Source organism: Aeromicrobium sp. A1-2, assembly GCF_003443875.1.
Lineage (GTDB): Bacteria > Actinomycetota > Actinomycetes > Propionibacteriales > Nocardioidaceae > Aeromicrobium.
The window spans coordinates 3,196,063-3,215,470 of sequence record NZ_CP027482.1 but is presented as its reverse complement, the minus strand read 5'-3'; the positions used below and the strand labels follow the sequence as shown (position 1 = coordinate 3,215,470).

Here is a 19,408-nt window from a genome sequence, read left to right as displayed (position 1 = left end):
ACGGCCTGCTCCGTGGGGTCGCGGTCAGTGGAACTCGTGCATGACGGCATGGCCCTTGCCGCGACCGATCAACCACCGGTTGACCGGGACCGTGACGACGAAGGCGACGACCAGCGAGAACGCCAGGCTGCCCCAGAACAGCAGGCTGAACAGTCCCGCGTCGAGCGCGCCCGGCACCGCGACGATGACGCCGTTGTCGACGATCTCCATCGTCAGGATCGACAGTGTGTCGGCCGCCAGGGCGACCTTGAACGCCCGGGCGAGCGGCAGTCCCGCGGCCAGCACGGGACGGATCGTCAGCGAGTAGCCGAAGACGAACGCCAGCACGAACGACAGGATCAGTGTCGCGGCGTTGTGCAGGCCCAGCGCGGTCCCGATGACCATGCCCAGGACTTCACCGATGGCACACCCGGTCAGGCAGTGGACCGTCGCCGCGATCGCGCTGCTGGTCAATGCTCGGCCGGTCGGGTTGTGGTCGTGGGCACTCATGGTCGTTTCCTTCCTGGTGGTTCTACGTGAAGCGTCGCAGCCGCAGGCTGTTGGAGACGACGAACACCGAGGACAGCGCCATGGCGGCACCCGCCAGCATCGGGTTGAGCAGTCCGGCCGCGGCCAGCGGCAGCCCGATGACGTTGTAGGCGAACGCCCAGAACAGATTGCCCTTGATCGTGCCCAGGGTGCGGCGCGATAGCCGGATCGCGTCGACGACCGCGTGCAGGTCGCCACGGACCAGAGTCAGGTCGGCCGCCTCGATCGCGGCATCTGTTCCCGTGCCCATCGCCAGCCCCAGGTCGGCCTGCGCCAGCGCGGCTGCGTCATTGACCCCGTCACCCACCATCGCGACGGTCCGTCCCTGCTGCTGCAGCTGACGGATGACCTCGACCTTGTCCCGCGGGAGGACCCCGGCGTGGACCTCGTCGATACCGACCGCCGCGGCCACGGCTCGCGCGGCCGGCTCGTTGTCGCCGGTCAGCAGGACCGGCCGCAGCCCCAGCTCACGCATCTGACGCACTGCATCAGCACTGGAGTCCTTGATCGTGTCGGCCACGACCAGCACGCCGCGCACGGCACCGTCCCAGCCGACCACCACGGCGGTACGACCTGCGGACTCGGCCGCCACCAGGGCGGGTTCGAGATCGCCGAGGTGCTGAGACCAGTCGGCCAGGAAGGCGGCCCGGCCGATCACGACGGCACGACCTTCCACAACCCCCTGCACGCCGAGACCCTCGGTGTTGTCGAACGACTCGACCTCGGGCAGAGCGCCGACCTCGGCGGCGGCCGCATCAGCGATCGCCCGGGCGATGGGGTGCTCCGAGGCGTTCTCGAGCGCCCCCGCGATCCGCAGGACCGTCGCCCGGTCCTCACCTGCGGCGACCACGACGTCCTGCAGGGTCATCCGACCGGTCGTCACGGTGCCGGTCTTGTCCAGCACGACGGTGTCGATCGACCTCGTGGACTCCAGGACCTCCGGCCCCTTGATCAGGATGCCGAGCTGCGCGCCCCGTCCGGTCCCGACCATCAGGGCGGTCGGCGTCGCGAGTCCCAGCGCGCACGGGCACGCGATGATCAGCACCGCGACGGCCGCCGTGAACGCTGCCGACGCGCCCGCTCCGGTCCCGAGCCAGAAGCCCAGCGTCCCGATCGCCAGCGCGATCACGATGGGCACGAACACCCCCGAGATGGAGTCGGCGAGCCGCTGGGCCTGGGCCTTGCCGCTCTGCGCGTCCTCGACCATCTGGGCCATCTGGGCCAGCTGTGTCTCGGCACCCACCCGGGTCGCCTGCACCGTGAGCCGTCCGCTCGTGTTGACCGTGCCGCCGACGACCCGGTCGCCCTCGACGACCTCGCTCGGGACGGACTCGCCGGTGACCATCGAGGCGTCGACCGCGGAGCTGCCGTCCGTGATGATGCCATCCGTCGCGATCTTCTCGCCGGGCCGGACGACGAAGACGTCGCCGGCGTGCAGGTCGTCGGTCGGGATGCGGACCTCGACGCCATCGCGGAGCACCGAGACCTCCTTGGCGCCCAGGGCCAGCAGCGCCTGCAGCGCCGAGCCGGCCCGTCGCTTCGAGCGGGCCTCGAACCACCGGCCGGCCAGGATGAACGTCGTGACGCCGGCTGCGGCCTCGAAGTAGATGTTCCCGCTGCCGTCCGAGCGAGAGATCGTGAGCTCGAACGGATGCTTCATGCCTGGCTCGCCCGCCGAGCCCCAGAACAGTGCGTAGACCGACCACGAGAAGGCCGCGAGCGTGCCGATCGAGATCAGCGTGTCCATCGTGGCGGCGCCGTGGCGCAGGTTCGCCCACGCCGCGCGGTGGAACGGCAGTGCGCCCCACACGACGACGGGCGCCGCGAGCGTCAATGACAGCCACTGCCAGTAGGTGAACTGCAGCGCCGGCACCATCGCGAACGCGATGACAGGGACCGAGAGGATCGCCGAGACGATCAGCCGGGTCCTGGCCTCACGCGCTGGATCGTCGTGGACCGGAGTCTCCTCGGTCGGTTCTGCGGCGGTGCGCGGCACCTCGGCGGAGTAGCCCGCCTTCTCGACCTCGGCGATCAGCAGCTCGGCCGCAATCGGGCCGGTCGACTCCACGCGCGCCTTCTCGGTCGCGTAGTTGACCGTCGCGGTCACGCCGTCGAGCTTGTTGAGACGCTTCTCGATACGCATCGCGCACGACGCGCAGGTCATCCCAGCGATCGTCAGGTCGGTCCGCTCGGTGGCGGGGGTCTTGTCGGTGACGGTCATGTCAGTGTCCGTGTCCGTTCGTGTTGTCGTGCCCGTCGCCGGCCGGTACGTCGACCGTGAACTCCGCGGTGCGCACCGTGCCCTGGTGCTTGAAGTCCAGGTAGAGCCGATAGCTGCCGGCCGAGGGGAAGCTGGTGTGGAAGGTGATGCCGGGCCCCGGCTCGGTCCGCCCGTCACCGGGCTCGCCGTCGGGGTGGACGTGCAGGTAGGCGAGGTCTCCGTCGCGCAGTGCCACCAGGTGGCCGTACGCCGCGAGATACGGCTGCAGGTCGGCGACCGGCCTGCCGTCACGTTCCACGGTCAAGGTCAGCTCGGAGTCCGCCCCGGCCACCGGCTGCCCTTCCAGGCTCACGGTGTAGCCGTCGACCCGGGCCGTGCGCGACGGTGTGGGCAGCGCCTTCGCCGTGGACGACCCGGCGACGGCGAGATCGGCACCGAGCGTGACCTGGGGGTCCGGACCGGACGGATCGAAGTCGGCAAAGACCCGCCACTGGCCGGGGTCGAGCGCAACCTCGGTGGACCAGGTGCCGTCGGCCGACAGGGTCGGGTGCACGTGCTGGAACCCGTCCAGGTCGCGTCGCACCACGATCAGGTGCAGGCGCTTGTCGTGCAGCGTCGTGTACTGGGTGAGCGGTTCACCGTCCGGTCCGATGATCCAGAACGTGATCGGTGCGCGCTCGCCAGGCTGCTGCCGGGTCTCGGCGAGGGCGAGTCGGTAGCCGTTCTCGGCGACCTGGAGTCCACCCGGCAGCTCATCGGAGGCACCCGTCATGTCACCCATCGCGTCATCGGCTTCGTGGCTCATGGTCGTGGTCTCGCCGGAGCCAACGGGTCCGACGGCGTTGCCCAGCGCCGCGGCAGCGCCGAAGATGACGACGAGTGCCGCGACGAAGGCGCCAACCTTGGCGGGAGTGTTCATGTCAGGGAATAGCCGGCCTCGGACACGGCGTCGCGCACGGCATCGTCGGCAACCGGTGCTGCCTCGCTCGTGACGGTCAGTTCGCCGGTGGTCAGGTCGACGCTGAGGTCGCTGACGCCCGGGATCGCGCCGACCTCCTCAGTGACGGACCGGACGCAGTGCTCGCAGGTCATCCCGACGACGGTGTAGGTGCTGGTGCTCATGGGTGTTCCTCTCGTGTGGTGAGGGTGGTCAGCTGCGGACGAGCCGGGCGATCGCCTCGGATGCCTCGCGGATCTTGGCGTCGGACTCGGCGCCTCCCGCGCGGGCCGCGTCGACGACGCAGTGGCTCAGGTGGTCGTCCAGGAGGCCGAGCGAGACCGACTGCAACGCCTTGGTCATCGCCGAGACCTGCGTCAGGATGTCGATGCAGTACTGGTCTTCCTCGACCATCCGTTGCAGTCCACGCGCCTGGCCCTCGATGCGGCGCAGCCGCTTGAGGTACTGGTCCTTCTTGTCGACGTAGCCGTAGGGCGGCTGCTGGTCGCTCGTCATGATCGCTCCTCCAGTTACCCCTAGGGGGTATGTCTTCTGGCTCGAACTTATACCCCCTAGGGGTACATTTCAAGGGCGCAGGAGAGCCAGCAGTGCGATCTCGTCGGGCCTGCCCAGCCCGGCCCGGCGCTCCCGGTCCAGGCCGCGCGCCTGCTCGTCGACCAGCACGTCGAGCAGCGTCTGGACCAGCGGGCGCCGGATCATGCCGTGTGACGGTGCGAGCGAGTCGTCCATCAGGCCCATGCCGTGATGGCTCGCGGGAAGCCACAGCGGCAACGACCGAGGGCCCATCCACTCCTCGACATCGTGCGCGTGCAGCCAGTCCTCACCCGCGGCGACCTGTCTGCCGGTGAAGGCCGCCGCCTCGGCCGACAGCTGAAGCAGGTCGCCCACCGTCGTCGGCTCGCCGACGCCGTGCATGACGCCGGTCATCCCCGCCTCGGCCGCGCCGACGATCCAGTCGGCCAGGTCGCGCACGTCGACGACCTGCATCGGCTGCTCGGCCACGTCGGGCACGAGCACCGGCTCCGCACCGGCGAGCGCGAACCGCGACACGTAGTAGCCCAGTCGGTCCGAGCGGTCACCCGGGCCGCCGATCAGCCCGGCCCGCACCACGAGGTGGTGGGGCAGCCTGCGCACCAGCTGCTCGCAGGCGACCTTGGCCTCGCCGTACTGCTCGGGCTCGCCGGTGTCGCCGTCGAGCGGCTCCAGCAGCGGCGAGTCCTCGGTCAGCGGGCCGCTCTGGTCGGCGTAGACCGAACCCGTCGAGACGAACGTCCAGTGCGACGACGTGGCACCGAGGGCGTCGATCGCCGAACGCACGTGACCCGGCTGGCGGGCGACGTCGATGACCAGCTCCCAGGGTCGGCCGGTGACGGCGTCGTACGCGTGCGGCTGCGCGCGATCGGCTCGGACGAACGTCACACCGTGCGGGGCGTCCCCGGATTCGCCGCGCGCAAGGCACGTGACGTCGTGGCCGCGGCCCACCGCGGCGGAGGCGATGTGCCCACCCAGCCACGAGGTGCCACCGAGGACCAGCATCGAGCTCATGCCTTCAATCAACCACGCGGGGAGCCGTCCGGAACACCCGTGTTCGCCTCCAGCGCAACCCGGTCGCGCGTCGGGGTCTTCCGGAGGCGGTGCCGTGGCATGGAGGCATAACATTCAGGTCATGGCTTCCGCACCCGTCCTCACTGTCCACGGCACCGTCTTCTTCCGCGAACGCATCGCCGTGCCGCCCGGAGCCGTCGCGACGATCAAGCTGACCGACGCGGACGGCGAGGTCCTCGCCGCGACCGCGATCGAGGCGCCCGGTGTGCCCGTCGAGTTCACGCTGCACGTCGATCCGGAGTTCGTCGCCGACCCCGATGCGCTGCTGATCTGGGCGGCGCTGCGCACCGAGTCCGGCGTCTGGGGCACGACCGAGCTGGTCGCCGTGACGAGTGGGTCGACCGAGGTGCTGCTCACCAAGATCGACGACTGATGCCTCGCGGGGGGCCGGGCGTCACGCACCTCACCGACGACGAGATCGCTGGAGGCCCGCCGATCCTGGGCCGCATCGCCCGCATGCTCCGGCCCTACCGCCGCAAGATGGCGTACGTCGCGGTCGCGGTCGTCTCCGCGGCCGCACTCACCTCGATCGCACCGTTCTTCACCAAGGCGGTGTTCGACCAGGCTCTGTTCCCGACCGATGGGGGCGCGGTCGACCTCCACCTGCTGGGGTGGCTCGTCGGCGCCCTGTGTGCGATCCCGGTCGTCACCGCGCTGATCGGCATCGGCCAGAACTGGCTGACCTCGACGATCGGGAACTCGGCGATGGCCGACCTGCGCGGCGACCTGTTCGCGCACCTGCAGAAGATGGAGCTCGCATTCTTCACCGCGACCAAGACCGGGGCGATCCAGTCGCGGCTGGCCAATGACGTCGCCGGGGTGCGCACGGTCCTGACCGACACCGCGACCTCGATCCTGCAGAACAGCGTCACGGTCATCGCGGCCTTCATCTCGATGGTCATCCTGTCGTGGCAGCTGACCCTGCTGACCCTGGTCGTGATGCCGCTGTTCGTGTGGATCCAGCTGCAGGTCGGCAAGCGTCGGCAGCGACTGGCCCGCCGCACGCAGGAGTCGCTGTCGGAGATGACCGCGATCACCGAGGAGGCACTGAGCGTCTCGGGCATCCTGCTGTCCAAGGTCTTCAACCGGGCCGACTCCGAGGTCGACCGCTACCGCCGCGCCAACCGCAACCAGACCCGGCTCCAGGTCGAGCAGGCCATGACCGGCCGGGCCTTCTTCGCGACGGTGCAGACGTTCTTCGCGATCACCCCCGCGCTGATCTACCTCGCCGCCGGCTACATGCTCAACAGCGGCACGGCCCTGACCGCCGGAACACTCGTCGCGTTCACCACGTTGCAGGCCCGGCTGCAGATGCCGCTGCTGCAGCTCATGCGAGTCTCCCTGGACGTGCAGACCTCGCTAGCACTGTTTCGGCGGCTGTTCGAGTACCTCGACCTCGAGCCCGCGATCAGCGAGCGCCCGGGCGCGGTCACGCTCGCCGCGGACGACCTGCGCGGATCGATCGAGTTCCGCGACGTGTTCTTCCGCTATCCCGAGCCGCGCAGCCTGACCGGCTCGCCGAGCACAGATCGCTTCGGCGACAACGGTGTCCGGATCGAGCGCGTCGACCCGGCTCCCGAGCAGGGCTGGGCGCTCGAGGGTGTGTCGCTGAAGGTCGAGCCCGGCCAGCTCGCCGCGATCGTCGGCCCGTCGGGTTCGGGCAAGACCACCATGACGTACCTCGTGCCGCGTTTCTACGACGTCGGCGAGGGCGCCGTGCTGATCGACGGCATGGACGTGCGCGACCTGACGATGGGCTCGGTCGCCGAGGCGGTCGGCATGGTCACGCAGGAGCCCTACCTGTTCCACGGCACGATCCGCGACAACATCGCGTACGCCAAGCCCGACGCGACGGCCGACGAGATCGAGCAGGCGGCGCGCGACGCCAACATCCACGACCGGATCCTGTCGTTCGCCGACGGCTACGAGACCATCACGGGCGAGCGGGGATATCGTCTCAGCGGCGGCGAGAAGCAGCGGCTCGCGATCGCCAGGGTGCTGCTGATGGATCCCCGCATCCTGATCCTCGACGAGGCGACCTCGGCGCTCGACTCCGAGACCGAGCGGCTGGTGCAGGATGCGCTCGAGCGGGCGACCCGCAACCGGACCACTATCGCGATCGCGCACCGGTTGTCGACGATCCAGAATGCCGATGTGATCTTCGGTCTCGAGGACGGCAAGCTCGTCGAGCGCGGGACGCATGGCGAGCTGCTGGAGCTGGGTGGGCTGTACTCCCGGCTGTACGTCGAGCAGTTCGGCTCGGGTCAGATCGAGGCCCGCTTCACCGATGGCGTGCGGTTCACCGACGGCCACACGTACTGCGACAAGCCCGGCCACGACGAGCGCCGAGCCGACGTCTCCTTCTAGCCCCCCCCCCGCCCCGCTCGTCACAAATCGCGAGGTTAGCGGGCGGCCACTGCGCGTGCCTGGGCTGCCTTCAGGGCCTTCTGCACCGCGGCTTCGACCTTCGTGGTGCGTTCGAGGTCTGGGACCGAGTAGAGGATCGAAGTCAGCTCGCCGCCCGAGCAGATCTGGCCGGACAGACCGGACTCGGTCTCGGTGATCGGTACCGTCGCAATCGTCGTGGTGGCGCCCTTGTCGGCGCCGCCGATCTCGGCCAGGGTCGTGAACGCGGCACACGCCTCGGCGTCGGAGAACGAGTCCGCGCCGGTCAGCAGCTTCTTGGCCCGGGCCAGATCCTTGGCGTCGTCGCCGGACGTCGTGCCGGACTTCTCCAGCTGCGCAACGACGTCGGGAAGGGTCTTGGCCCACTCCCGAGCGGGCAGCGTCGTGACCTGGAGCAGAGCCGTGGCTGCCTGCCACCGGCACAGGCTGCTGTCGTTCGAGCCACCGGTCGCGACGACCTCGTCGATCGCCGACCCGATCAGCGCCTCGCGCTCGGGCGGGGTCAGGAAGCCGCACGCGGGTTCGGCGGGATCGATCGCGGCCGGCGATCCGCTCGCCGTGGTGGGCGTCGGACTAGCCGAGTCGGCGTTGGATCCGCCACAGCCCGACAGCAGCAGCACCGCCGCCCCGGCCAGGGTCAGCGCTCGCCGCATCACAGGGCGATGCCGACGTACTTGGTCTCCAGGTACTCCTCGATGCCCTCGGCGCCACCTTCGCGGCCGAAGCCCGAGGCCTTGACGCCACCGAACGGGGCGGCCGGGTTCGACACGATGCCCTGGTTGAGGCCGACCATGCCGGTCTCGAGGCCCTCGTAGACTCGGATCGCCCGGGCGTGGTCCTGCGTGAACGCATAGGCAACCAGTCCGAACTCGGTGTCATTGGCCATCCGCAGGGCGTCCTCCTCGTCGGCAAAGGTGAAGATCGGGGCCACGGGGCCAAAGATCTCTTCCTTGGTCAGTCGGGCATCCAGCGGCACGTCCGTCAGCACGGTCGGCGAGTAGTAGTAGCCGGCCCCCTCGGGGGCGGATCCACCGGTCAGCACCGTGGCACCCTTCTGCACGGCGTCGTCGACCAGCTCAGCGACCTTGTCCCGCTGCTTGGCCTCGACCAGCGGCCCGACGTCGATGTCATCGTCCGTGCCGCGACCCACGGACAGGCCCTGCATCCGCTCGGTCAGCCTGGTCGCGAACTCCTCCGCGACCGACTCGTGGACGATGAAGCGGTTGGCGGCCGTGCAGGCCTCACCGATGTTGCGCATCTTGGCGAGCATCGCGCCATCGACCGCCTTGTCCAGGTCAGCGTCCGCGAAGACCAGGAACGGCGCGTTGCCGCCGAGCTCCATCGACACCCGCAGCAGGCCCTGGGCGCTCTGCTCGATGAGCGACCGCCCGACCTCGGTCGATCCGGTGAAGGTCAGCTTGCGCAGGCGCGGGTCGCGGATGATCGGCTCCATGACCTCGCCCGTGCTCGTGGTCGTGATGATGTTGAGCACCCCGTCGGGGAGGCCGGCCTCGGCGAGCACCGCGCCGAGCCACAGCATCGTCAGTGGGGTCAGGCCCGCGGGCTTGACGACCATCGTGCAACCCGCGGCGATCGCCGGGCCGATCTTGCGCGTGCCCATCGCGAGCGGGAAGTTCCAGGGGGTGATCATCAGCACCGGACCGACCGGCTGCTTGAGCGTCAGCAACCTGGTCGCTCCGTTGGGCGCCACGGAATAGCGGCCCGAGATCCGGACCGACTCCTCGGCGAACCAGCGGAAGAACTCCGAGCCGTACGCGATCTCGGCCTTGCTCTCCTTGAGCGGCTTGCCCATCTCGAGGGTCATGAGCATCGCGAGCTCATCGGTTCGCTCGGTGATCAGCTCGAACGCCTTGCGCAGGATCTCGCCGCGGTCGCGAGGCGGGGTCGCGGCCCAGTCCTTCTGCGCCGCGACTGCGGCGTCGATGGCCGCCTTGCCGTCGGCGACCGTGCCGTCGGCGACCTCGACGAGGGTCTTCCCGGTCGATGGATCCTCGACCGGGAATGTCTTGCCACCCTCAGCGTCACGCCACTGCCCACCGATCAGCAGCTGGGGGTGGACTGCCTCGATGGCCTGCTTCTCGTCGAATGCGCTCATGCCGCCACTGTAGGTCGCGGGTCGAGACCTGGCACCCGCTGCGCGATCCGGATCATCTCAGGACGTGGCCGGGCGCCGCTTCTCGCGAATCCGGACGAACACGAAGACGCCGATCACCAGCAGGACGAGTCCGATCACGACCTTCTGGAACGCAGAGGCGTACGGCTCGACGGCGTCCCAGTTCTCACCGAGGCGATAGCCGGCGACCACGAAGAGCGAGTTCCAGATCAGGCTGCCCAGCGTCGTGAGCAGCAGGAACAGCCAGAAGTTCATCTTTTCCACGCCGGCGGGCAGCGAGATGAGACTGCGGAAGATCGGCACCATGCGACCGAAGAACACCGCTCGGCCGCCGTGCTTGGCGAACCACGCCTCGGTCTTCTCCAAATCGCTGACCTTGAGCAGAGGCACCTTCTCGAACACCATGACTGCGCGGTCGCGTCCGAAGATCGCTCCGAGCCAGTAGAGGATCGCGGCGCCGACGACGGACCCCAGCGTCGTGGCGATCAGCGCCCCGGTCAACGAGAACGTGCCCTGGCTCGCGGCGAATCCGGCGAGCGGAAGGATGATCTCGCTCGGGATCGGCGGGAAGAGATTGTCCATCCCGACCGCCAGCGCCGCGCCGAACAGACCGAGCTTGTCCATCAGGTCCACGGTCCAGCCGGCCAGCCCGGAGTCGGGGGCGCTTGCTGCCTCGGTCATCAGGGTGGTCAGTAGGGTCACGGGCATGAGCGTATCCGTCGGTCGCAATCGGATCATCGTGGTCGGCGCCGCGGTCGCCCTGACGCTCGTGATCGGGGCCGTCGTACACACCATGGACCGCTCGTCGCCCGGATCTCCGGCCGGTGACGACACCGAGGTCCGGCAACCGACCGCGAGCGTCGACATCGTCCGGTCGACCGACCCGAACCGGTTCTCGATCGAGGTGTCCCGGCGTCTGTACCGGTCGTCGAACACCGCCGTGCTCGTCGACGCGAAGGACCAGCAGGCTCAACGGATCGCGATCGCCTCGGCGTCGGCGCTCGGCGTGCCGGTACTTCTGGACGACCCTGCGGCACCAGCCGAGCTCGAGAGGCTGGGAGCGCGAACCGTGCTGACCTTCGGTGCGACGCACGACGTGCCCCGCGCGCGGACCGTGCCGGTCGACCGTACCCGGGCAGCCGAGGTGGTCGCCGAGATCCGTGGCACGACGGCCGGACCCGGCAAGCGCCACCTCGACACGATCGTGGTGACCCGATCCCGCAATGACAATGCCGCCGCGGTCGCCAGCGCGGTCAGCGCCGGCGCCGAAGTCGTCGAGATCCCGGGCGCGGATCCGCGCCGCGATCCGGCCGCCGCGAAGATCCTCGCCGCCCGCCCCAGAACGCCGGTCGTCGCCCTCGGCACGGCATTCGCCGATGGGTTCACCTACTCCCTGGCGGTCGTACGCGAACGGGCCACGCAGGCCTCCGGCGGCTACCTCGCGCTCGGCAGGCACTACACCGCGCTCTACGGTCATCCCGGCGCGCCGTCACTCGGGGTCCTCGGAGAACAGGGCGTCGCGGCCTCGATCGCCCGGGTGAAGCGGCTGGCCAAGAAGTATCGGGCGGTCAGCAAGGCCGAGTTCGTGCCGACGTTCGAGATCATCGCGACGGTCGCATCCGGGGGGGCGGGCAAGGACAGGGACTACTCCCAGGAGGCGTCGATCGAGAAGCTGACTCCGTTGGTCGACGCCGCCGAGGAGGCCGGCGTCTACGTGATCTTGGACCTGCAGCCCGGACGGAGCGACTTCCTGACCCAGGCCAAGCTGTACCGCCGACTGCTGGAACGGCCCCATGTTGGCCTGGCCCTGGACCCGGAGTGGCGGCTCAAGAAGGGGCAGAAGCACCTACGCCAGATCGGCTCCGTGCAGGCAGCCGAGGTCAACCGAGTCGCGGACTGGCTGGCCGACCTGACCCGACGCAAGGTCCTGCCGCAAAAGCTGTTCGTGCTGCACCAGTTCTCGCTGTCGATGATCAAGCACCGCGATCGGCTCGACACCCGGCACGCCGAGCTCGCGACGGTCATCCATGTCGACGGCTCGGGCTCGCAGGGCGCCAAGCAGGGGACGTGGAAGACTCTGCGGCACGACGCACCCAAAGGGATCGGCTGGGGTTGGAAGAACTTCTACGACGAGGACCCGCGCATGCTGACTGTCGCGCAGACGTGGCGTCGGGTCCGCCCTCACCCCGACCTGATCACGTATCAGTAGCGGCGTCAGCCGAAGAAGTCGCCCGCCGCGGCACCGGACGGCTCCGCGTCGTGGGCCATCGGGGTGAAGCGCGAGTAGTGACCCTGGAAGCTGACTGCGACCTTGTTGACCGGACCGGAGCGGTTCTTGGCGACGATGATGTCCGCCTCGCCGGGACGCTCTGACTCACCGGCTCCGTGCGCGTCGGGGCGGTTGAGCAGCATCACGATGTCGGCATCCTGCTCGATCGAGCCGGACTCGCGCAGATCGGACAGCTGCGGCGTCTTGTCGGTCCGCTGCTCGGACCCACGGTTGAGCTGGCTGATCGCGACGACCGGCAGCTCGAGCTCCTTGGCCAACAACTTGATCTGGCGGGAGAACTCCGAGACCTCGACCTGACGGTTCTCGACTCGTTTGCCCGAGGTCATGAGCTGGAGGTAGTCGATCACGATGAGGCCCAGCCCGTACTGCTTCTTGATCCGGCGCGCCTTCGACCGGATCTCCGGCATCGTCATGTTGGGGCTGTCGTCGATCACGATCGGCGCACTCTGGACGCGCGGCATGGCCTTGCTGATGGCGTCCCAGTCACGCTGGTGCATGCCGCCACCGCGCATGTGGGAGATGCTGACGCGGGCCTCGGCCGAGAGCATGCGCATCGCGATCTCGGCGCCCGTCATCTCCAAGGAGAAGATCGCGCTGGGGATGCCGTGGCGGATCGAGGCCGAGCGGCAGAAGTCCAGGCCCAGCGTCGACTTGCCGACACCCGGACGAGCCGCCACGACGATCATCTGACCGGAACGGAAGCCCGTCGTGAGCTTGTCGAGGTCGGGAAAGCCGGAAGGAACACCGGTCATCTGGCCGTCACGGCCCTGGATGTCCTCGATTTCGTCGATCGTCAGACTCATCAGGTCGGCGACCGAGCGGTAGTCGTCGTTCTGGCTCGTGCCGTCGACGTCGAGGACCTCGGCCTGCGCCCGGTCGACGATCTCGGCCACGTCACCCTGCCCGGCCTGGCCGAGCTGGGCGATGCGCTGGCCCACCTCGACGAGCCGGCGCAGCACCGCCTTCTCGCGGACGATGTCGGCGTAGAAGTCGACATTGGCCGCGATCGGCACTCCCGCCACCAGGGTGTGGAGGTAGGGCGCGCCGCCGATGCGACCCACGTCGCCGCGGCGATGCAGCTCGGCCGCCACCGTGATGGCGTCGGCCGGTTCGCCACGGTTCGCCAGGTCGACGATCGTGTCGAAGATCAGCTCGTGTGCAGGGCGATAGAAGTCGCGACCCTGGAGGATGTCGGTGGCTGGGTCGATGGCCTGCTTGCTCATCAGCATCGCGCCGAGGACGCTCTGCTCGGCGGCCAGATCCTGCGGCGGGACGCGTCCGGAGCCGGGGTCCTCTTCAGGCCCGGATGCTGCCTCGTAGAGGTCCGTCACGCTCACAGAATTGTCACCTTTCGCCCGAGTCCCACGCTAGCCGCCGGCTCTGTCAATTTGCCGCAGGTAGGTGCCGACCCGTCACAGTAGGCCCCTGTGACCCGCATGCACAGGCAGCGCCGCACAGGGGGTGTGCACAACTTCGATGAGCCTGTGGAAAACGCCGATGGCCATGTGCACAGCCAGTGGACGAAGGTGTGGACAAAGTTTTTTGTTTGTTGGGCCAAAATCCTCTGACCTGCACAAACGCCTCTGAAAGCGTGTGGAGACAAAATAGTTCTGCCCCGGCCGCCATCCACGGGTGCCTGTTCATAGACTTGTCGACAAATCCCGTCACTTTGTCCCCACGACACCGTCCCGTCACTTTTGGAAGGCCTTGATGCGCCCCTTGCGTGAGGTGGACAGGCAGATCGTCGCCGTCGCCGTACCTGCCTTCTTCGCCCTGATCACCGAGCCGCTGATGCTCCTGGCCGACACCGCGATCGTCGGCCACCTCGGGACTCCCCAGCTGGGTGGCCTGGCCGCCGCGTCGGTCGTGCTGGGGACCGTCGTCGGGTTGTGCATCTTCCTGGCCTACGGCAGCACAGCGACGGTGTCGCGACACCACGGTGCCGGGGATGAACGCACCGCCCTGGGTCTTGCCCTCAGCAGCCTGTGGCTCGCGGCGGCGCTCGGTCTCGCGCTCGCGGTGCTGACCGGCGCCACCAGCGGACTGCTTGCCGGCGCCCTGTCGAGCTCGGTCGCCGTCTCCGGGTTCGCGCAGGAGTACCTGGTCATCTCCGCGCTCGCGGTGCCGGCGATGCTGCTGGTGCTCGCGGCCACCGGTGCGATGCGCGGCGTGCTCGACCTACGCACTCCGCTGATCGCCGCGATCGCGGCGAATGTCCTCAACGTCGTGCTGAGCCTGATCTTCGTCTACGGGCTTGACTGGGGCATCCGTGGAGCGGCCACCGGAACCGTCCTCGCGCAGTGGTTTGCCGCCGGTTGGCTCGTCACGGTGGTCGTACGGCGGGCCCGCCGGGTCCGGGCGTCCACCTCCCCGCGGCTCGCTGAGATCGTCGACGCGGCTCGACAGGGCGTACCCCTGCTGGTCCGAACCGTCACACTGCGGATCTCGCTCGTGCTGGGCACGCTGGTCGCGGCCGATCTCGGCGACGTGCCGCTCGCGGCCAACCAGGTTGCCATGTCACTCGTGACATTCCTGGCCTTTGGGCTCGATGCGATCGCGATAGCCGGGCAGACGCTCACCGGACGTACCCTCGGCGCGGGCGATGCGGCCGGCACCCGAGCCCTCACCAATCGCATGGTGGGGTGGGGCGTCGGCACCGGGATCGTCGCCGCGGTGCTCCTCGCCGTCACGGCACCGCTGCTGCCGCACCTGTTCAGCTCGGATCCGGCCGTTCGGAATGCGCTCGTGCCCGCCCTCCTGGTCGTGGCCGTGATCCAGCCCCTCTCCGGCGTCGTCTTCGTGCTCGACGGAGTGCTGATCGGTGCCGGGGACGGCGCCTATCTCGCCCGCGCGGGGTTGGTCGTGCTCGCGGTCTATGCGCCATTGGTCCTGGCGGTCGGCCAGTTGGACGCCGGATTCACCTGGCTGTGGGTCGCCTACGGCGGATTCATCGCGGCGCGGCTGGCAACACTGTGGCAACGTCAGCGCGGCAGCACATGGATGGTCCTCGGCACCACTCGTTCGGCAGACTGAGGGCGTGACGACGACCAAGGATTACGCGCCGGGACGACTTCTGGACATCCGGGGCGATCCTGACGGCCCGATCGTGCTGTTGTGGCACGGCCGCGGCGTGGACCACCGCTCGTCGATGCATCCGCTGGCCGACCAGGTCGCCGCGGCGGGCCTGCTCGCCCTGTCGGTCGACTGGAGCTCGGAGGCGACCGACCGTGGACGGTCGGACCTGCTGGCATCACTGCGGTTCGCCCGCAACCTCGCCGAACGGCACGGCCGCGATCCCGGATCCGTCGTCATCGGGGGTTGGTCCCTCGGGGGCACCGCCGCCGTCGGCGTCGCCGCCAACGCCGGACGATCAGAGATCGCGGTCGGTGGGGTCGTGCTGATCGCTCCCGGTGACGGGCCTCGTGTCATCGAGCCGATCTCCGGGTCTGCCCTGCCCGTGGCCTTCCCGCCCGGCGCCGGCCGTTGCCACATCGATCTCGCGTACGGCGAGCACGACCCGGGCGCAACCCCGGACCTCGTCACGGGCCTCGAGCTGCGTCTGCGCCATGCCGGTTGGAGCACCGCGCTGCACGCGATCGACGCGGATCACTCCAGCATCATCGGGACGCGTTATGTCGAACGGACCGAGCGCTATCTGCCGTCGCGATCCAGAGCCGCCACCGAAGCCGTCGTCCGGGTTGCGGCAGTCGTCGCCGCGGCTACTTCTTCGCGCTGAACCCGACGATCGTCCAGTCCGGCTGTTCGAACTGGGCGGCGCCGTAGTTGACCAGTCCGTCGCGGACCCCGACCGCAAGCGGCGTGACCGCCAGAGGCACGACGGTCGGGTCTTCGGTCAGCAGCTCGTCGAGATTGGTGATGCGCTTGAGTCGCAGCTTGTCGTCAAGGGTCGCGGTCGCGACATCCCAGCGTTGACCGACCTTGTCCCGACCGATGCCAGTGAAGTTCTGGGTCGAGTCGATCGGGTAGAACTGCGCCCTGGCCCCGGCGAGCGGGAAGGGCGAGGCCTGTCGGAGGAAGGTCACCAGGTCGAAGTCCAACGGGATGACCCGACTGTCGAAGAACTTCCCGGCCGGCACGTCCTCCAGCTCGACGTCGATGCCGACCTTGCCGAGGTCAGCGACGATCCGTCTGGCCCGGTCGCTGTTGCTGGGCGTGTCAGCCGGCACCGGCATCGTCAGGGTCAGCGGTTTGCCCTTGCGGGTGCGGACGCCGTCCGAGCCCTCGACCCAGCCGGCCTTGGTCAGCAGGTCCGCAGCCTTCTTCGGGTCGTAGGCCAACCCGTCGGAGGAATCCTCGTAGCCCTCTTGCCCCGGCACGAGGATGACGCTGCCGAGCGGCTGGGGCGGCGCGCCGAACTCGGCGCCGGCTGCCTTGGCAATCGGGGCGCGGTTGATGGCATGGGCGACCGCTCGGCGCACATCGGCGTCCTCGAGTGGTCCACGCCCGCCGTTGAGCGTCACCTGCGACCAGTCGACGCCCGCGGCGCGCTGGACCTCGCCGATCTTGGCCTGCGCACCCGTGTCGTAGGTGTCGGCGTCCAGATCGACCGCGTCGAGGTCACCCGCCGCGTAGGCCTTGGCCTGCAGCCCCGGGTCGGCCGCCTGCCAGACGATCTTGGCGAGCTTGGGCTTGGCTCCCCACCAACGGGGGTTGGGCTCCTCCGTGACGGTGCCCTTCTTGGCGTCGATCGACGACACGACAAACGGCCCGTTGGACGAGATCGCCTTGTCACGGAAGCCCTTGTTGAACAGCTTGGGGGACGACGTCACGTCGGCGGCCAGGCGTGGATAGATGTAGCGCGGCCATTCGGCGTTGGGCTTGCTGAAGGTCACGGTGTAGTCGAACTTGGTCTTGCCCTGAGTGACCCCGGAAATGTCCTCAAAACCGGAGGTCGAGGCGACCTCGAAATCCTTGTTGGAACCGTTGAGCGCCTTCCAGTAGGCAGTCATGTCCTTCGCGGTGATCGAGGTGCCGTCCTCCCACACCGCGTCGCGATTGAGGCGCACCTCGATCTTCAGCGGATCCTTGTCGGCCACCTCGACCGACATGGCGTAGTCAGGATCGACCTTCCACCCACCGTCGGCGGTGATCCGCACCGCGCCACCGACTGTTGGCGCCAACAGCCTGCCGGCCTCGGAGTTGGTCGCTGCGGGATGCGCGGGATTGAAGTTGTTGGGCACGGCGTCCGCGCCGAGACGCAGGGTGCCACCTGCGGCGACCCGGCTTCGCGACGCGGCAGTCCAAGCGGTGCTGCGCGGGCCTTGATCGGCCGAGGTGCTGGAGGGAGCCGGCTTGGCGTCCTTGCCGTCGTCCGACGCACCAGTACAGCCGGAGAGCACGAGGCTTCCGGCGAGAAGAAGAGCAGCAGAGGCTGCGGGCGTACGCATGGTCGGGAAAACCACCCGTAGCGGGTCAGATCTGGCATCTCGCCGGACCTGACCCGCCAGGCGGCTACTTCGCGATGACGACGTTGAGCTTGACCTGCGCGCTCACGTCGGGGTGCACGCGCACGGAGACGGTGTGGACTCCGAGCGACTTGATCGGGTTGCCGACCTCGATACGACGCTTGTCGACCTTGGCACCGACGACGCCGAGGGCGTCGGCGATGTCCGAGACCGTGACGGCACCGAACAGACGACCACCGGCGCCGGCGTTGACCGGCACGTTGATCGTGTTGGCCTCGAGGTTGCCCTTGATGCTCTGGGCTTCCTCGAGGTCGTGGACGGCGTGCGCCTGACGCGCAGCCTGGATCGACTCGACCTGCTTGGCTGCGCCCTTCGACCAACGAATGGCGAAGTTGCGCTGCAGCAGGTAGTTGCGGCCGTAGCCGTCCTTGACCTCGACGATGTCGCCGGGGGTGCCGAGGTTCGTGACCTCGTGGGTGAGGATGATCTTCATCTCGGGCCCCTTAGCGGCTGGTGGAGGTGTAGGGCAGCAGCGCCATCTCGCGGGCGTTCTTAATGGCCTTGGCGATGAGACGCTGCTCCTGGACGGTGACACCGGTGACGCGACGCGCGCGGATCTTGCCGCGGTCGGAGATGAACTTGCGCAGCAGCGCGGTGTCCTTGTAGTTGATCTCGGTGATCTTGGCCGCGGTGAGCGGATTGCTCTTCTTCTTCGGCTTCCGAATGACTGGCTTTGCCATGATGCTCCTGAACTTAATGCTGACGTGTGTTTAGAAAGGGGGCTCGTCGGTCGTGCCGGCGTTGCCGCCCCAGGCGTCAGACCCACCACCCTGTGGTGCCGCAGGCTGCGTCGACCACGGGTTGCTCTGTGCCCCGCCGCCTCCGCCGCCAGAGTTGCCGGCGTTGCCGCCGCCCTGGCCGCCACCGAAGTCGCCGCCGCCACCGGACCGGTTGGCCTTGGTGACCTTGGCCGTGGCGTAACGCAGCGAGGGGCCGATCTCGTCGACATTGATCTCGACGCTCGTGCCCTTCGATCCGTCCTGGCGCTCGAAGTTGCGAACACGAAGGGCGCCCGTCACGATGACGCGCTGACCCTTCTGCAACGACTCAGCGCAGTTCTCGGCGAGCTGGCGCCATGCGGCGCAGCGGATGAACAGCGCATCGCCGTCCTTCCACTCGTTCGTCTGACGATCGAACGTGCGAGGCGTCGACGCGACGGTGAAGTTGGCAACTGCGGCGCCCGAAGGAGTGAACTTGAGCTCCGGGTCGTCGGTGAGGTTGCCGATGACGGTGATGACGGTTTCGCCTGCCATGTGCGCAGCCTTTCGGGTTTGGGGTGTCTGACTCCAAGTGAACCGCAGCGGTACGACACCTGCGAGGTGTCACGCGCGGTCCTTGTGGACATCTCTGTCCGTGGGTCGGGCCTACTTCACGTCGGGACGTGTGACCTTCGTACGCACAACCGACTCGTTGAGCGTGAGCTGGCGATCGAGTTCCTTGACCGTGGCCGGCTCGGCCTGGAGCTGGACGACGGCGTAGATGCCCTCGGTCTTCTTGTTGATCTCGTAGGCGAAGCGGCGCTTGCCCCACACGTCGACGCTGTCAACGCTTCCGCCGTCCTGGCGGATCACGTTGAGGTAGGTGTCGAGGCTGGGGGCGACGGTACGTTCTTCGAGGTCACCATCGAGGATGATCATGACTTCATACGGGCGCAATGACATTCAGTCTCCTTCGGACTAAACGGCCGCAGGATCCCTGCGGCAGGAGAGGCGTTACCGATTGGCAACCGGTGAAGTCTACGGGAACAGCCGGAATGAAAGCCAATCCGCGGCCCGACCGG

At 68.5% G+C, this 19,408-nt stretch carries 20 protein-coding genes; 5 read left to right on the top strand and 15 right to left on the bottom strand.

What is annotated here, in order from left to right:
* Positions 1–24: 24 nt before the first annotated feature.
* The 6 genes from C6I20_RS15800 to C6I20_RS15775 all read right to left on the bottom strand — a co-directional run bounded on the left by C6I20_RS15800 (position 25) and on the right by C6I20_RS15775 (position 5,252).
* Positions 25–489 (bottom strand): DUF4396 domain-containing protein, encoded by a 465-nt coding sequence (locus tag C6I20_RS15800; RefSeq protein ID WP_118397833.1) that lies wholly within the window; start codon positions 487–489, stop codon positions 25–27.
* Between the two features lie 22 nt (positions 490–511).
* Entirely contained in the window at positions 512–2,749 is a 2,238-nt protein-coding gene (locus C6I20_RS15795) for a cation-translocating P-type ATPase (RefSeq protein WP_118397830.1), read from the bottom strand.
* A 1-nt stretch (position 2,750) separates the two neighbouring features.
* Positions 2,751–3,668, bottom strand: a complete 918-nt coding sequence (locus tag C6I20_RS15790; protein ID WP_118397827.1) for a hypothetical protein — start codon at positions 3,666–3,668, stop codon at positions 2,751–2,753.
* On the bottom strand, positions 3,665–3,871 hold the full coding sequence (locus C6I20_RS15785) for a heavy-metal-associated domain-containing protein (RefSeq protein WP_118397824.1): 207 nt from the start codon (positions 3,869–3,871) through the stop codon (positions 3,665–3,667). Before C6I20_RS15785 ends, C6I20_RS15790 begins: the two co-directional genes overlap by 4 nt.
* A gap of 28 nt (positions 3,872–3,899) precedes the next feature.
* Positions 3,900–4,202 carry a metal-sensitive transcriptional regulator gene (locus C6I20_RS15780; protein ID WP_118397821.1) on the bottom strand — a complete coding sequence of 101 codons (303 nt, stop codon included), beginning with the start codon at positions 4,200–4,202 and terminating at the stop codon, positions 3,900–3,902.
* Positions 4,203–4,271: 69 nt separating this feature from the next.
* On the bottom strand, positions 4,272–5,252 hold the full coding sequence (locus tag C6I20_RS15775) for an NAD-dependent epimerase/dehydratase family protein (RefSeq protein WP_216822916.1): 981 nt from the start codon (positions 5,250–5,252) through the stop codon (positions 4,272–4,274).
* 121 nt (positions 5,253–5,373) lie between these two features.
* On the opposite strand from C6I20_RS15775, the gene C6I20_RS17200 reads away from it, so the two are divergent.
* Together C6I20_RS17200 and C6I20_RS15765 are read left to right on the top strand one after the other, a co-directional pair.
* Positions 5,374–5,685 (top strand): YbaY family lipoprotein, encoded by a 312-nt coding sequence (locus C6I20_RS17200; RefSeq protein WP_162891374.1) that lies wholly within the window; start codon positions 5,374–5,376, stop codon positions 5,683–5,685.
* The gene (locus tag C6I20_RS15765) at positions 5,685–7,679 is read left to right on the top strand and encodes an ABC transporter ATP-binding protein (protein ID WP_118397818.1); all 1,995 of its coding nucleotides are present in this window, start codon (positions 5,685–5,687) and stop codon (positions 7,677–7,679) included. Before C6I20_RS17200 ends, C6I20_RS15765 begins: the two co-directional genes overlap by 1 nt.
* A gap of 35 nt (positions 7,680–7,714) precedes the next feature.
* Here the strand turns inward: C6I20_RS15765 and C6I20_RS15760 are convergent, their stop codons facing one another.
* Genes C6I20_RS15760 through C6I20_RS15750 form a run of 3 tightly spaced genes read right to left on the bottom strand, consistent with a single transcriptional unit; the run spans position 7,715 to position 10,560 of the window.
* On the bottom strand, positions 7,715–8,371 hold the full coding sequence (locus C6I20_RS15760) for a DUF3558 domain-containing protein (RefSeq protein ID WP_118397815.1): 657 nt from the start codon (positions 8,369–8,371) through the stop codon (positions 7,715–7,717).
* On the bottom strand, positions 8,371–9,834 hold the full coding sequence (locus C6I20_RS15755) for an NAD-dependent succinate-semialdehyde dehydrogenase (protein ID WP_118397812.1): 1,464 nt from the start codon (positions 9,832–9,834) through the stop codon (positions 8,371–8,373). The genes C6I20_RS15760 and C6I20_RS15755 overlap by 1 nt, the downstream gene beginning before the upstream one ends.
* 57 nt (positions 9,835–9,891) lie before the next feature.
* Complete coding sequence (locus C6I20_RS15750; RefSeq protein WP_174232958.1) at positions 9,892–10,560, bottom strand: DedA family protein; 669 nt, start codon at positions 10,558–10,560, stop codon at positions 9,892–9,894.
* Here C6I20_RS15750 and C6I20_RS15745 point away from each other — a divergent pair.
* A complete protein-coding gene (locus C6I20_RS15745) occupies positions 10,559–12,061 on the top strand; it encodes a hypothetical protein (RefSeq protein ID WP_118397810.1) in 1,503 nt (500 codons plus the stop codon). The genes C6I20_RS15750 and C6I20_RS15745 overlap by 2 nt on opposite strands.
* Before the next feature lie 5 nt (positions 12,062–12,066).
* On the opposite strand, the gene dnaB is transcribed toward C6I20_RS15745, so the two are convergent.
* Complete coding sequence (gene dnaB, locus C6I20_RS15740) at positions 12,067–13,479, bottom strand: replicative DNA helicase (protein WP_118397807.1); 1,413 nt, start codon at positions 13,477–13,479, stop codon at positions 12,067–12,069.
* Between the two features lie 373 nt (positions 13,480–13,852).
* Here dnaB and C6I20_RS15735 point away from each other — a divergent pair, with 373 nt between their 5' ends.
* Both C6I20_RS15735 and C6I20_RS15730 read left to right on the top strand, forming a co-directional pair.
* Positions 13,853–15,175 carry an MATE family efflux transporter gene (locus C6I20_RS15735; protein ID WP_118397804.1) on the top strand — a complete coding sequence of 441 codons (1,323 nt, stop codon included), beginning with the start codon at positions 13,853–13,855 and terminating at the stop codon, positions 15,173–15,175.
* A 4-nt stretch (positions 15,176–15,179) separates the two neighbouring features.
* The gene (locus C6I20_RS15730; RefSeq protein WP_118397801.1) at positions 15,180–15,878 is read left to right on the top strand and encodes an alpha/beta fold hydrolase; all 699 of its coding nucleotides are present in this window, start codon (positions 15,180–15,182) and stop codon (positions 15,876–15,878) included.
* On the opposite strand, the gene C6I20_RS15725 is transcribed toward C6I20_RS15730, so the two are convergent.
* From C6I20_RS15725 to rpsF, 5 genes are all read right to left on the bottom strand, one after another.
* On the bottom strand, positions 15,862–17,550 hold the full coding sequence (locus C6I20_RS15725; protein WP_162891373.1) for an ABC transporter family substrate-binding protein: 1,689 nt from the start codon (positions 17,548–17,550) through the stop codon (positions 15,862–15,864). The genes C6I20_RS15730 and C6I20_RS15725 overlap by 17 nt on opposite strands.
* A 64-nt stretch (positions 17,551–17,614) precedes the next feature.
* Positions 17,615–18,061: a 50S ribosomal protein L9 gene (gene rplI, locus C6I20_RS15720; RefSeq protein WP_118397795.1), complete on the bottom strand. Its 447-nt coding sequence runs from the start codon at positions 18,059–18,061 to the stop codon at positions 17,615–17,617.
* Positions 18,062–18,071: 10 nt separating this feature from the next.
* Positions 18,072–18,308: a 30S ribosomal protein S18 gene (gene rpsR, locus C6I20_RS15715; RefSeq protein ID WP_118397792.1), complete on the bottom strand. Its 237-nt coding sequence runs from the start codon at positions 18,306–18,308 to the stop codon at positions 18,072–18,074.
* Between the two features lie 30 nt (positions 18,309–18,338).
* A complete protein-coding gene (locus C6I20_RS15710) occupies positions 18,339–18,881 on the bottom strand; it encodes a single-stranded DNA-binding protein (protein WP_118397790.1) in 543 nt (180 codons plus the stop codon).
* A 111-nt stretch (positions 18,882–18,992) separates the two neighbouring features.
* The gene (gene rpsF / locus C6I20_RS15705) at positions 18,993–19,283 is read right to left on the bottom strand and encodes a 30S ribosomal protein S6 (protein WP_118399019.1); all 291 of its coding nucleotides are present in this window, start codon (positions 19,281–19,283) and stop codon (positions 18,993–18,995) included.
* Positions 19,284–19,408: the final 125 nt, after the last annotated feature.

Coding starts and splice junctions, on each gene's coding strand:
- C6I20_RS17200 (WP_162891374.1), top strand. CDS start 5,374: ATGGCTTCCGCACCCGTCCTCACTGTCCACGGCACCGTCTTCTTCCGC.
- C6I20_RS15775 (WP_216822916.1), bottom strand. CDS start 5,252: ATGAGCTCGATGCTGGTCCTCGGTGGCACCTCGTGGCTGGGTGGGCAC.
- C6I20_RS15780 (WP_118397821.1), bottom strand. CDS start 4,202: ATGACGAGCGACCAGCAGCCGCCCTACGGCTACGTCGACAAGAAGGAC.
- C6I20_RS15750 (WP_174232958.1), bottom strand. CDS start 10,560: ATGCCCGTGACCCTACTGACCACCCTGATGACCGAGGCAGCAAGCGCC.
- C6I20_RS15765 (WP_118397818.1), top strand. CDS start 5,685: ATGCCTCGCGGGGGGCCGGGCGTCACGCACCTCACCGACGACGAGATC.
- rpsR (WP_118397792.1), bottom strand. CDS start 18,308: ATGGCAAAGCCAGTCATTCGGAAGCCGAAGAAGAAGAGCAATCCGCTC.
- C6I20_RS15710 (WP_118397790.1), bottom strand. CDS start 18,881: ATGGCAGGCGAAACCGTCATCACCGTCATCGGCAACCTCACCGACGAC.
- C6I20_RS15725 (WP_162891373.1), bottom strand. CDS start 17,550: ATGCGTACGCCCGCAGCCTCTGCTGCTCTTCTTCTCGCCGGAAGCCTC.
- C6I20_RS15795 (WP_118397830.1), bottom strand. CDS start 2,749: ATGACCGTCACCGACAAGACCCCCGCCACCGAGCGGACCGACCTGACG.
- C6I20_RS15760 (WP_118397815.1), bottom strand. CDS start 8,371: ATGCGGCGAGCGCTGACCCTGGCCGGGGCGGCGGTGCTGCTGCTGTCG.
- C6I20_RS15785 (WP_118397824.1), bottom strand. CDS start 3,871: ATGAGCACCAGCACCTACACCGTCGTCGGGATGACCTGCGAGCACTGC.
- rplI (WP_118397795.1), bottom strand. CDS start 18,061: ATGAAGATCATCCTCACCCACGAGGTCACGAACCTCGGCACCCCCGGC.
- C6I20_RS15745 (WP_118397810.1), top strand. CDS start 10,559: ATGAGCGTATCCGTCGGTCGCAATCGGATCATCGTGGTCGGCGCCGCG.
- C6I20_RS15790 (WP_118397827.1), bottom strand. CDS start 3,668: ATGAACACTCCCGCCAAGGTTGGCGCCTTCGTCGCGGCACTCGTCGTC.
- C6I20_RS15800 (WP_118397833.1), bottom strand. CDS start 489: ATGAGTGCCCACGACCACAACCCGACCGGCCGAGCATTGACCAGCAGC.
- C6I20_RS15755 (WP_118397812.1), bottom strand. CDS start 9,834: ATGAGCGCATTCGACGAGAAGCAGGCCATCGAGGCAGTCCACCCCCAG.
- C6I20_RS15735 (WP_118397804.1), top strand. CDS start 13,853: ATGCGCCCCTTGCGTGAGGTGGACAGGCAGATCGTCGCCGTCGCCGTA.